Consider the following 11,234-nt stretch of genomic DNA (forward strand, 5'->3'; position numbering starts at 1 on the left):
ATCAACAATACAAAAAATTTCTGTAAAATCGTACATGGTAGTTAGAGCCTTTGGGTTGTGTCGTAACTTTCTAAATGGCTCTAACTACCTTTTTTTCAAGGGCTTTTCTTATCCGTAATTCGGGTTATATTAAGATAAAAGATATATTTTTAATCATTTAAAGCGAATTTGTAGATTTAAAGACAGATACAATTTATTGTCCTTTAGAAATAATTGACCAAAATCATGCTTGGTTTTACTTGCCATCTCAAACTTTGTATTATTGTATAAATACTCTTCAAATTCATGGCGATGATACAGATGATAGCAAATGATCTCGCCATCTTCTTTAATTACTAAATATCCACCTGTAGAATCAATTTCGTTACCTGTCCAAACTGTACCAGGCATCATTCCAATTGCTATTTCACACAATAATTTTTTAATTTTAAACGGCTTTGTTGCATAAATATGTAAGCATCTGATTTAAATAGATTTAATTTTAGATCAAAAAATAATCAAAACTTTTAAAATCATATAGTTATGAAATCTTTGTGCAACAAAGCCATTTTAAACTGATAAAAAGGATGCTGATGTTCAAAAGAATATTTCATTGGATTTTCATAAGAAATTTCATTAAAAATATCTTTAACTGAATTAAGAGTTGATGTGTAATATTTAAATATAGCTTCTGCCATAATTTTTGGTAGTAAACTATCCAACAAAATTAAATTATTCTCAAATACAGCATTATTTAAATGGGAAAATTTAATATCGGCTCCCAACATTTTTAAATGTGCTATACGAGATTTAATAATTGGTTGTGGCAATGCAAGCTGATTAAAATCTTCAATCTCTTTTTCGGTTAGGCAAATATTTTTTATTTCAAAAATAAAATTTGTTGTCTTTCCTGCATTTAACAATGTGGATGGTTTACCTAATTTTGACTTTATGCTAAATCCCAATTCAGGCATTGTTCCAATTTTTGCATCATAAATTACGATTCTAATATCACTTTTCGCACTAGATTTTGCTTTAATCTTATTTGATTGGTATCTGGATATAAAGTTTTCCACATCTGGAATAGTAAATGATGCCGTTTGCTTTTTCTGTAATTCTGCCAGCAAAAACTGAGTAATATCTCTGAGTTCCTGTAATGGTATCTGAAAAACATCTTCGCCCCGCAAAATCTCTACTATACCCTCTGATTTATGCGGTACATAAGTGAATAAATGATGATGTTCTTGACGTAAAATTCTAATTACAGGATAAATTAAATTATTTATTTTATTTAAGTTTTCATCACCCGCACTTAACTCCCCATCACATAGTAATTTAAAAAGGGCATAGAGTTCACTCCATTCCCCCTTATTTGCTGTAATCATACTCACCAATCTTCAATGCTTTTAATATTTCTTTTGCAGTTGCCTGTATCGCTGGAATAGCAACAGAATTTCCAAATTGTTTATAGGCTGAGGCATCTGAAACCACGATTTTGAAATGATCTGGAAACCCCTGCAACCGTGCCCATTCTCTTGGCGTCATTTTCCGAATACCTTTCCGATTTACCTCTCCTTTAATTCTAGTAGTTGGAGTAAAGTCTGTAATTCTATGATCTATAACTAAATTACGCTCTCTCCCCATTCCACCTACAACTATGGCATTGGCAATTGCGTGATCTGGAATAATAGCGTAACCAAAACCATTTCCTTTATTTTCATGTCGAGCTTTATGCTTTTCCAAGGTATCTAAATACTGTGTAGATAAGTAATATTTAGTAGGTACAACCTGAGTTTCCTTTATATCGGCAAAACAGGTTTTTTTATTTAATGGTTGTGGATAAGAGAAATTTTGAATTCCAGTATCTTTATGGAAGCCTACAATAAAAATTCGCTCTCTATTTTGGGGAACACCAAAATCTTTAGCATTTATAATTTGAGGCTCAGCAACGTAGTAACCTAAATCATCTCTTAATGTTTTTAAAATAGTTTTAAGTGTATTTCCCTTATCATGACTAATTAAGCCTTTAACATTTTCTAAAAAGAAAGCTTTAGGTTGTTTCCGTTTTATAATATCCGCAACGTCAAAAAATAGCGTACCGCGTGTATCTTCAAATCCAGATCTTTTACCTGCAATTGAAAAAGCCTGACAAGGGAAGCCTCCACATAAAATATCGAAATGATCAGGTATCGCATTTTTAGTAGACTCTAAAGTGATATCACCATAAGGCGTTTCACCAAAATTGACGGAATATGTTTTTTGGGCATATAGGTCTATTTCTGATGAAAATACGCACTCGCCACCAAGATTTTGTAACGCTAGCCGAAATCCACCAATTCCTGCGAATAGGTCAATAAATTTAAATTTACTTGGGTATTCTGGATAAAAAGGGATTGATTCAAAGAGGGAAAGGTTTTCCTCTTTGTTTACCACTAATTCACCATGAGCCTTTAAAACTTTTGGACTAGTAGAGTTCATCTCAAACCTTCAAGGCGATACAATAACAAAGCCATTACAATAACAAAATTTACCTTAAATAGCATGCAGTGCAAGATACAAGCTGTCGCTCTAGCACAATATTCGATAAGCGTTAGGACAGATGCCTGAGCTGAACTCAAATCACAAAAACGCTTCCAACACCGAATTTAAAAACACATGCCCTTGCGCAGTACATGCCAATCGCTTCGGATCATCCTGCAACAATTGCCGCTGACGCAATGTATTTAAAATATCCTGCAAATCATCCAAGTTTAAACCTGTGCGGGCAGTATACAAGTTTGCCTCAACCCCATCATTCAGGCGCAGTGCATTCATCATAAATTCAAATGGCAACTCATCGGCTGCAATTGCTTTAAACTGCAAGTTTTCCGCAGGTACTTTGGCTAAGTAATCTTTCGGCAAACGGGTTTTTTGGAAGCGATACACACCATCATGCAAAGTCACTTTGCCATGCGCCCCCGCACCTATCGCCAAATAATCGCCAAACTGCCAATAATTTAAATTATGTGCAGACGGCAACTCTTTACGCCATGCAGACACTTCATAATTCACAAAACCTTGCGCAGTTAAATAGGCTTCACCCTGCACTTGAATTTCTTCCAAGACATCATCTACAGGTAAAATTGGCTGAGTGCGGAAAAAAACAGTATTAGGCTCAATAGTCAATTGATACCATGAAATATGCGTTGCACCATGTTCCACTGCCAGTTTTAAATCCTGCAGTGCTTGCTGCAAAGTCTGTTCAGGCAAGCCATGCATTAAATCGACATTAATTCGCTGAAAGCCCGCTTCACGCGCCAAGCCAATTGCGGCAATCGCATCATCATTAGAATGAATACGCCCTAATTTTTTTAAATGCTCAGTATTAAAACTCTGCACGCCAATCGACAAACGGTTAATGCCTGCAGCCAAATAATCTGCAAAGGGATCATGCTCCACTGTTCCCGGATTAGCTTCCAACGTAATTTCGCAGTCATCTTCAAAAGCTAGCACGGCTTTCAGCTGTGTAAATAACCATTGATACCCCTGTGCTGAAATTAGCGAAGGTGTGCCACCGCCAATAAAAACACTGTGAATTTTCCGCCTCTGCGCAAACTGAGTCTGGGTTTTAAAATCTTCCAGCAAAGCCTGTAGATATTCCTGTTCTAAATCTAAACTCAACTTACCGTCAGGCACAGCATGTGAATTAAAATCACAATACGGACACTTACGCACGCACCACGGCATGTGAATATATAAAGATAAAGGAATATCAATGGGTTGAAGTGGATTCAAAGACAGACTCAATGCAAAATCAAAACAGTGATACAGATTTTAACATGACTACAGCAGGACACTGATGTATTCCCTAGAATTTACTTTAGACTAGAATCTGTTTAATAAGAAAAAATGTGAAAATGATGAAGATATCCAGCCAATTACTCTTAATTTTGCCACTGGCGATGGGCATCGGGATTGCAATGGCCTTTCAAACTGCAATCAACAGCCAATTGCGTGAATATTTATATTCTCCGTTACAAGCTGCCCTTTTCTCTTTTTTGGTTGGTACAATAGTTTTAGCCATACTGGTATTTTTTCAGCAAGTCGAAAAACCCAACCTCAGCACCTTGCTCAACATCCCATGGTATTTATGGATTGGCGGATGTCTAGGGGTTTATGCCATCAGCATGAGTATTTATAGTGCTCCAAAACTAAGTTTACTCACTTTATCTGGGGTGATTATTTTTGGACAAATGGTCACATCAATGCTGATTGATCATTTTGGGTTCTTGGGCACTGAAAAAGTCAGTATCAATTGGCAACGTCTTTTAGGTAGCGTGGTGATTTTTATTGGTGTGCTTCTCACTTTACAACGCTAATACCCAAACGCTAAGCACCTCATGCATTGAGATTTTTTGTGTCAAATATACATTCTGTGACCACGACCCGTTTTGAATTAAAACAGCTTTTTCAACTGATGATTCCAATTTTGGTCACACAATTTGCGCAAGCAGGTTTAGGTCTGATTGATACCATTATGGCAGGTCACATGTCTGCCACCGACTTAGCTGCTATTGCTGTTGGGGTCGGTTTGTGGATGCCCATTATGCTGCTGTTCAGTGGCATTATGATTGCTACCACACCCTTAGTCGCCGAGGCTAAAGGCGCGCGTACCCCAGAAAAAATTGCAACCATCGCCCGTCAGTCTTTATGGATTGCGTTTATTTTAGGTGTGATTGCAGCGCTGATTTTACAGCTCATGCCTGCACTATTGCCATTATTTGGTGTGCCTGAAAATTTACAGCCCAAAGCAGGCTTATTTTTACATGCCATTGGTTTTGGGATGCCTGCCGTGACCATGTATGCTGCCTTGCGCGGTTATTCAGAAGCACTGGGCTATCCACGCCCTGTGACTGTAATTAGTCTGTTGGCATTGGTTTTATTGGTTCCGCTGAACTTTATGTTTATGTATGGCTGGGGGCCTCTGCCTGAACTGGGCAGTGCGGGTTGCGGTTTTGCCACCGCCATTTTGCAATGGTTAATGTTTATAACTTTGGCATTTTATATTTTTAAAAGTCGCGCCTATCAAAGCACGCAGGTATTTAGCCAATGGGAAGCGATTGATGCGGTCTGGATTAAACGTATTTTGCTGTTAGGACTGCCCATTGGTTTAGCCATTTTCTTTGAAGTGAGTATTTTTAGTACTGCCGCCATTGTAATCAGTCCTTTGGGAGAAACCAAACTGGCAGCCCATCAAATTGCCATGTCAGTCACATCTCAGTTATTTATGATTCCCATGTCTTTGGCAATTGCCCTGACCATTCGTATTGGCACATATTATGGCGAACAAAATATTCACGCCATGCGTAAAGTACAAGGCTTAGGCTTTGCAACTGCAACTGTATTTGCCTTTTCTACAATGACGCTGATGTGGTTTTTCCGTCCTGAAATCATTTCAATTTACACCCGCGACCCGCAAGTGGCGCAAGTGACGATGTCTCTATTATTATTTGCGATTGCCTATCAACTCATGGATGCATGGCAAATTAGCGCAGCAGGTTGTTTGCGTGGCATGCAAGACACTCAGGGCCCAATGTGGATTACCATGCTTGCTTATTGGGTTGTGGCTTTCCCCATTGGCGTGTATTTAACTCGTTACAGCAGTATGGGCGCTGCAGGGGTTTGGGTCGGGCTGATTGTCGGTTTAAGCATTGCCTGTGTGTTACTTCTGACCCGTTTATATTTCAACAATCAACGACTGGAACGCCAATTTACAGCATAAACCTCAGCCTACTCACCTACATGCCAAAATACGTTTTGGCACGTGGGTCTTGTGATCAAAAAATACTTTAACAATTAAAAGTAGGCATTTTGCTCACGAACACTTATGATCAAAAGATAGTAAAGATGATCTTGAGGAACATCGCATGGCAAAAACGGCGCGTACACCTGGTCGTCGCTTTATGAAACTTGCGAGCATGACAGCAAGTATTGCAACCAAAACGGTATCGAACTCGATTAAAAACCTCACCGCAGATGAAGAACAAAAAAATGCGGCACGCAGCCAATTGTTTCAGGATATTGGTATCCAAATTGCTGATACCTTAGGCGAAATGAAAGGTGCGGTGATGAAAGTCGGGCAAATTGCCTCGCAATATAAAGATATTTTTCCGCCTGAAGTTGCCAAAGCCATCAGTAAATTACAGCGCCAAGCACCTGCCATGCCTTTTGCTGAAATTAAGGCACAAGTTGAAAAAGAACTCGGTAAACCGCTCGACAAAATTTTTAAACACTTTGATGAAACTCCGTTTGCAGCCGCATCTATTGGGCAAGTGCATAAAGCCATTTTACCCAATGGCGAGCAAGTGGTGGTCAAAGTGCAATATCCTGGGGTCGATGAAGCCTGCGAAAGTGACCTGAAACAAGTCCGTTTGGCACTGCGTTTAATGGGTGTACTTAAAATAGACCGTAAATTACAAGACCGTCTATTTCAGGAAATTCAGGAAAGTTTAGACAATGAGCTGAACTACCAGATTGAGGCACAAAACCTAGAAGTAGCGCGTACCTTTCACGCGGCTTTGGATGATAAAATTATTATCCCACAAGTGTTTAAAGACTATTCTTCGCGGCATATTCTCACCTTAAGTTTGGAACAAGGTGAAAATATAGAAACGGCAAGCACATGGTCACAGCGTACCCGCAACACTTTGGGACGACGTTTATTGCGTGCCATGGGTCAAGAAATCTTTTATTTAAAACGCTTTCATTGCGACCCGCATCCAGGCAACTTTGCGTTCCGCCAAGATGGTTCTGTGGTGATTTATGATTACGGCGGCGTCAAAACTCTATCGAATGATGTAGTGCATCATTTTCGACAACTGATTCATGCTGCGCGTGCGCAAGATATTGCCGAAATTGAACAGCATCTAGATGCACTGCAGGCAATTTCTGCATTGGGTAAATTCCCTGAAGATTTATATTTGCAATGGTTAGAAGTGCTGATGCGTCCGCTAACCACACATTATGATTTTGCTGAAAATTCTGCCCATCATGATGGCGTTGAGTTGGTCAAAAGTTCATTGAAATATTGGGATGTGTTTAAGCCTTCTCCCGATACCTTAATGGTGAATCGAACTGTTTCAGGGCATTATTGGAATTTAATTCATTTAAAAGTACATGATAATTTAAATGATATTTTTGAGGAGTTGGTTCCACCGCGAGCTTAGACTCAACTTTGGACTCAGCAAAGGATGCTGAAAATAAAGCCCAATCTGTTTTATGCTCCGTAACTAAAATTATAATCCAGACAAAAAATCCTCCCAAATGTAGGAGGATTTTTTGTTATCTAAACCGATTCATTCAAGTTGAAACGATGAAATTCAAATTATTGAATTTCAAGGTGTTTGATTAAGCATTCCAGATCATCGGCAGACAGTTGTCCAATATAAGTGAGTTGTGTTTTTTGGATAGGCAGCTGATATGTTTGTACTGTATCAATCCACGATGGCTTTTTTAAACCAGCCTGTTGCCAGTTTTTAATTTCCACATATTTGCTTTTAATAAAAGCAGACTTATTTTCGTACTGACTACTTAAACGGAATACAACATAGTCGGTGTCCGTTTGGCGAATATACAACACAGGTCTGGTCTTACCCTCGGCAATATCTGTAAAGCCAACATAAGCCCAATAGAGTTGTTGGGTCATTAGTAGCCGCCATCATCTTCTAAAAAAGCAGCAGTATCCGCAGCGCTAGACACTTTTACACTAGGAACATTATGGCTCATCGCGATTAATCTTGCTGTATTCAAATCCTCGTCACTCACTTGAGTCGTGACAGGTATTTTTCCAGTTCGTGCAATTTCAGCGTAAACCATGCTCATTACAGTGGCAGGCGTCAGACCAACTTTTGTCATAATGTATTCTGCCGATTCCATAATTGCCTGATCAACCGTGTATTGAACCCGTTTTTTTACCAATGTTGTCATCATCTACTCCATACATACCACTGAATGCCATTTTATGCCTTAAAATGGCATGGGTCAAACTTGTTCTTACGATGCCTTTTCACTTCCAATAGAAAAAATTATTTAATCTGTGCAGACACTATTCCCTCAATGACAGCCCTTATACAACAGGTTTAAAAAGGGATTGGATAATTTTTGATGTAAAACTCACTAGAAAGAATGCATGTGGGTTTTATTTGCCAAATTAATTGTTATGTTATAACATTTCACAAATTACACACTTAGTTTGGAGAAATCTCATGCGCCCGAATATCCACCCAGAATATCGTGAAGTTTTATTCCACGACACCAACGCCAATGCCTATTTTGTGATTGGCAGCACCTTGCAAAGCAGCCAAAGTAAAGAATATGAAGGCAAGGAATATCCTTATGTGACTTTGGATATTTCAAGCGCATCGCATCCGTTCTACACAGGTGAACAACGTCAAACCAGTAATGAAGGACGTGTCGCGAGCTTCAACAAACGCTTTGCACGTTTCAAACGCTAAGCTTGAGTTTTATTGCAAAATCTCACAATCACTTCATATTCAGTTAAGTTTTCTGTTTTATATTTTAAACATAGCAAGATTGCTCATCGAAACGATGGGATATCCTCTATCTTCAAAGCCCAAGCACTCTCCTCCAGCTTGGGCTTCTTTTTATTTATAATTTTTATCTAATGGATTTTTCTACTCAACGATTGATTTGGTACAGACCCTAATCTAATGTTTTAAAAACTGTTGAATCACATAAAAACCCAATCCCAGCAACATCACTCCCAAAACCACACTGGAAAGCGCATAACTAAACGCCATACCTTGCTGTCCATGTCTTAAGAGTTGCCAAGTTTCCAAACTAAAACTGGAAAAAGTGGTAAAGCCACCTAAAATACCTACCATCAGTAATAAGCGGGCTTCCTGCTGCAACACAGGATATTTCTGACTCAATGCAAAAAATACACCTGCCAAAAAGCAGCCAAACAGATTGACCGACCACGTTGCCCATGGAAAATGCTGTGCCGATTTAAATAAATACAGGCTTGCGGCATAACGTAAACTTGCCCCCAATGCACCACCAATTGCCACCAATAGCCAATTCATCTGTTCTACTGTCCTTTTTGCGGCTATGTCGTGTATTTCTCACAGCCATAATTTTTAGTCACATGTGATCTCTCTCTGTATTTCAAGATATTCTTGCCCGAAGCATCCATATTTTTGCTCAGATTTTACATCTTCCTAAATCACATAAGTTAAATACACTAAAAAGTTTTCCACTCAAAACCAAATTGCGCTAGTCTGCATATTATTTCAATTTAGGCACATGTGGAGGATGTCATGGCAAAAGAATTATTGGCTCAAGTTGAGGCAGGCAGTGCAACATTTGCCGATGTGATTGCATTCATTGAAGCACACTATAACCACACCCCAACCGCATTTAAAAATGGACAACAAAACAATGCGGCCACTGAAAATCAGGGCAGCGCCAAAGTGTTTTCTTTTGCTCAGTTAAAAGGTTTAGATCAGGCACAAACCCTCAGTTTGTTTGCAGAACACTATGCCTCGGTACGTGCAAACCCGACAAGCAGTGACCACCAAAATATTCGCCAGTTTATGCAACATGGTTGGGATGGCATCCAATTTGAAGGACAAGCACTCAGCGCCAAATAATTTTTAGTATTTTAGTTTTAAATTTAGATAGGAAAGCCGTGCGATACTGATTATAAACAGCCTCACACGGCTTTTTATTTTAAGAAAATTATAGATTTTTTGCTGCTAAATCTCACAACAATTCAAGCTGTTTAGCATAATCAAACATATCAAGAAATACGCACCCGACATTGCCATTCTTGTATTGCGGTTTTTTCCCATGCACGGGCATGTTTCACGTGGAGCAATTCCTGACCAGCCTTGACTGCCTGAAAATAAAATATTTTTTGTCCACCTTGCCCTACTTGAGCAGAAGATGAAGCTTCAGCAGTATGATAAATACTTTCTACATCAAATAGCTTCAGTGACTCTACCAAACTCCATTGATAGCCTGTACTTGGGTTTTCATTCAGTTGTAATTCTAAAGTTTGTCCGACATCCATCTCTAACAATGCGGGACATTGCTGCTGCGCTGTAAATTTAAAAGTTTGCCCATCAATGCTTGAATTCATACGTGTGCATGCGCTTAAGCCCAATGCCACAACACATCCACTCAAACCCATGCGCAAATAGCAATTCATCACCCTGTCCTAACTTTTAACCTTTTCAATCCACTGAATTGAACTGACGCGAAATACTTCGCACGCACCATCCCCCGTATCGGTAGGGGTAAGCGATGACGTCCAAACCAAGTCCTGATCTTTCACCTCAACCAACTCACCTTTTAAACGCACCAAATCACCACGTTTTACTTTTTGAATGTCTTTGGCAATTTTTGGGTTGGCAGGAATGATATGCATATTAGACACCATTTGCATGGCTTGTTCTGCAGGCACAGGTAAACGGTCTATTTTCCAGTTTAAATAGCGGTCATATTGATTGACGGTAATATGACGGGCAATTTCAGGCTCAGCAAATAAACCCCAACTCACCGCATAATCAATCGGAGAAAATTTGGCTTGGGCATCATCCTGATAGGTTTTTGAACCCAAAATCCGAAAATCACCTTTAAAGGGTTGCAACACTTCAATCGACTGACTTTTCAATACAGGAGGCAGACCTTTGGCAATATTACGCTCGACTGAGGCATAGACAGAACATGGCAAAGCCAAAGTCATTAACAATGCCATAAGTTTTAGCGAAATATGTGTGTTCATTCTAAAGTCTACCTAACAAATTCATCTATCTATATTTATCTTAATCACAGATTATGAATACAATAGTTGAAATTGGTAACAAAATGCATTCATTCGCTTATTCTGGCATGACCAAAAACCTGTAATTTCAGCTAAGCTTAGGGTCATAAAATCCATAATCAGATCTGCACATGCTCTTTGACATCCTCCTCGACCTAAAGGACGGAGATTCCTACTGCTAGACGCTCATGTCCGAGCGCAAGAATATTCAGTGCGGAATTTACATCCCGATCATGGAGCGTACCGCACTCCACACACTGCCACTCTCTTATTCCTAAACCTGCTCTACCTTTCGGACTACTAGAGCGTGAGCCACAGCACGAACAAATTTGGGTGGTATAGGCTTCATTGACTTCTTCATAACATACCCCTGCGTTCTCGCATTTATACTTGAGCATGGTTCTTAGTGTTGTCCAACTGGCATCTAGCA

Annotated in this window: 15 protein-coding genes; 5 read left to right on the top strand and 10 right to left on the bottom strand. The window is 39.3% G+C overall.

Going from position 1 to position 11,234, the window contains the following annotated elements:
- Positions 1-153 precede the first annotated feature (153 nt).
- The 4 genes from FTV52_RS13465 to hemW all read right to left on the bottom strand — a co-directional run bounded on the left by FTV52_RS13465 (position 154) and on the right by hemW (position 3,753).
- Positions 154-414 carry an HpaII family restriction endonuclease gene (locus FTV52_RS13465; protein ID WP_373683429.1) on the bottom strand — a complete coding sequence of 87 codons (261 nt, stop codon included), beginning with the start codon at positions 412-414 and terminating at the stop codon, positions 154-156.
- A gap of 98 nt (positions 415-512) precedes the next feature.
- Positions 513-1,364, bottom strand: coding sequence for an HpaII family restriction endonuclease (locus FTV52_RS13470; RefSeq protein WP_257221775.1), 852 nt, complete (start codon positions 1,362-1,364; stop codon positions 513-515).
- Positions 1,348-2,457, bottom strand: a complete 1,110-nt coding sequence (locus tag FTV52_RS13475; RefSeq protein WP_004974609.1) for a DNA cytosine methyltransferase — start codon at positions 2,455-2,457, stop codon at positions 1,348-1,350. Before FTV52_RS13475 ends, FTV52_RS13470 begins: the two co-directional genes overlap by 17 nt.
- Before the next feature lie 141 nt (positions 2,458-2,598).
- Complete coding sequence (hemW, locus tag FTV52_RS13480; protein ID WP_179990988.1) at positions 2,599-3,753, bottom strand: radical SAM family heme chaperone HemW; 1,155 nt, start codon at positions 3,751-3,753, stop codon at positions 2,599-2,601.
- 122 nt (positions 3,754-3,875) lie between these two features.
- Here hemW and FTV52_RS13485 point away from each other — a divergent pair, with 122 nt between their 5' ends.
- From FTV52_RS13485 to FTV52_RS13495, 3 genes are all read left to right on the top strand, one after another.
- Positions 3,876-4,337, top strand: coding sequence for a DMT family transporter (locus FTV52_RS13485; RefSeq protein ID WP_131260603.1), 462 nt, complete (start codon positions 3,876-3,878; stop codon positions 4,335-4,337).
- A gap of 38 nt (positions 4,338-4,375) precedes the next feature.
- Entirely contained in the window at positions 4,376-5,740 is a 1,365-nt protein-coding gene (locus FTV52_RS13490) for an MATE family efflux transporter (protein ID WP_373683430.1), read from the top strand.
- Positions 5,741-5,885: 145 nt separating this feature from the next.
- The gene (locus FTV52_RS13495; RefSeq protein ID WP_004974602.1) at positions 5,886-7,184 is read left to right on the top strand and encodes an AarF/ABC1/UbiB kinase family protein; all 1,299 of its coding nucleotides are present in this window, start codon (positions 5,886-5,888) and stop codon (positions 7,182-7,184) included.
- A gap of 158 nt (positions 7,185-7,342) precedes the next feature.
- Here the strand turns inward: FTV52_RS13495 and FTV52_RS13500 are convergent, their stop codons facing one another.
- Positions 7,343-7,663: a type II toxin-antitoxin system PemK/MazF family toxin gene (locus tag FTV52_RS13500; protein WP_131260605.1), complete on the bottom strand. Its 321-nt coding sequence runs from the start codon at positions 7,661-7,663 to the stop codon at positions 7,343-7,345.
- On the bottom strand, positions 7,663-7,944 hold the full coding sequence (locus FTV52_RS13505) for a type II toxin-antitoxin system RelB/DinJ family antitoxin (protein ID WP_136144463.1): 282 nt from the start codon (positions 7,942-7,944) through the stop codon (positions 7,663-7,665). Before FTV52_RS13505 ends, FTV52_RS13500 begins: the two co-directional genes overlap by 1 nt.
- A 278-nt stretch (positions 7,945-8,222) precedes the next feature.
- Here FTV52_RS13505 and FTV52_RS13510 point away from each other — a divergent pair, with 278 nt between their 5' ends.
- Positions 8,223-8,471 (top strand): type B 50S ribosomal protein L31, encoded by a 249-nt coding sequence (locus FTV52_RS13510; RefSeq protein ID WP_179990989.1) that lies wholly within the window; start codon positions 8,223-8,225, stop codon positions 8,469-8,471.
- Between the two features lie 213 nt (positions 8,472-8,684).
- Here FTV52_RS13510 and crcB read toward each other — a convergent pair whose 3' ends face one another.
- Entirely contained in the window at positions 8,685-9,062 is a 378-nt protein-coding gene (gene crcB, locus FTV52_RS13515; RefSeq protein ID WP_004974593.1) for a fluoride efflux transporter CrcB, read from the bottom strand.
- Positions 9,063-9,296: 234 nt separating this feature from the next.
- Between crcB and FTV52_RS13520 the strand changes: the two genes are divergently transcribed.
- Positions 9,297-9,629, top strand: a complete 333-nt coding sequence (locus FTV52_RS13520) for a HopJ type III effector protein (protein WP_136144551.1) — start codon at positions 9,297-9,299, stop codon at positions 9,627-9,629.
- A 149-nt stretch (positions 9,630-9,778) separates the two neighbouring features.
- On the opposite strand, the gene FTV52_RS13525 is transcribed toward FTV52_RS13520, so the two are convergent.
- The 3 genes from FTV52_RS13525 to FTV52_RS13535 all read right to left on the bottom strand — a co-directional run.
- A complete protein-coding gene (locus FTV52_RS13525; RefSeq protein WP_179990990.1) occupies positions 9,779-10,189 on the bottom strand; it encodes a protease inhibitor I42 family protein in 411 nt (136 codons plus the stop codon).
- Between the two features lie 9 nt (positions 10,190-10,198).
- On the bottom strand, positions 10,199-10,738 hold the full coding sequence (locus tag FTV52_RS13530) for a hypothetical protein (protein WP_373683431.1): 540 nt from the start codon (positions 10,736-10,738) through the stop codon (positions 10,199-10,201).
- Positions 10,739-10,959: 221 nt separating this feature from the next.
- Positions 10,960-11,234 (bottom strand): zinc ribbon domain-containing protein (locus FTV52_RS13535; protein ID WP_179990991.1); only part of this gene is annotated, 275 nt, incomplete at its 5' end.

The sequence above is a fragment of the Acinetobacter sp. YH1901141 genome, assembly GCF_013416935.1.
Classification (GTDB): Bacteria; Pseudomonadota; Gammaproteobacteria; order Pseudomonadales; family Moraxellaceae; genus Acinetobacter; species Acinetobacter towneri.

Excerpts from the sequence above, each read along its gene's own strand:
- FTV52_RS13470 (WP_257221775.1), bottom strand. The coding sequence starts at position 1,364 with ATGATTACAGCAAATAAGGGGGAATGGAGTGAACTCTATGCCCTTTTT.
- FTV52_RS13475 (WP_004974609.1), bottom strand. The coding sequence starts at position 2,457 with ATGAACTCTACTAGTCCAAAAGTTTTAAAGGCTCATGGTGAATTAGTG.
- FTV52_RS13485 (WP_131260603.1), top strand. The coding sequence starts at position 3,876 with ATGATGAAGATATCCAGCCAATTACTCTTAATTTTGCCACTGGCGATG.
- FTV52_RS13495 (WP_004974602.1), top strand. The coding sequence starts at position 5,886 with ATGGCAAAAACGGCGCGTACACCTGGTCGTCGCTTTATGAAACTTGCG.
- FTV52_RS13500 (WP_131260605.1), bottom strand. The coding sequence starts at position 7,663 with ATGACCCAACAACTCTATTGGGCTTATGTTGGCTTTACAGATATTGCC.
- FTV52_RS13505 (WP_136144463.1), bottom strand. The coding sequence starts at position 7,944 with ATGACAACATTGGTAAAAAAACGGGTTCAATACACGGTTGATCAGGCA.
- FTV52_RS13510 (WP_179990989.1), top strand. The coding sequence starts at position 8,223 with ATGCGCCCGAATATCCACCCAGAATATCGTGAAGTTTTATTCCACGAC.
- crcB (WP_004974593.1), bottom strand. The coding sequence starts at position 9,062 with ATGAATTGGCTATTGGTGGCAATTGGTGGTGCATTGGGGGCAAGTTTA.
- FTV52_RS13520 (WP_136144551.1), top strand. The coding sequence starts at position 9,297 with ATGGCAAAAGAATTATTGGCTCAAGTTGAGGCAGGCAGTGCAACATTT.
- FTV52_RS13525 (WP_179990990.1), bottom strand. The coding sequence starts at position 10,189 with ATGAATTGCTATTTGCGCATGGGTTTGAGTGGATGTGTTGTGGCATTG.
- FTV52_RS13530 (WP_373683431.1), bottom strand. The coding sequence starts at position 10,738 with ATGGCATTGTTAATGACTTTGGCTTTGCCATGTTCTGTCTATGCCTCA.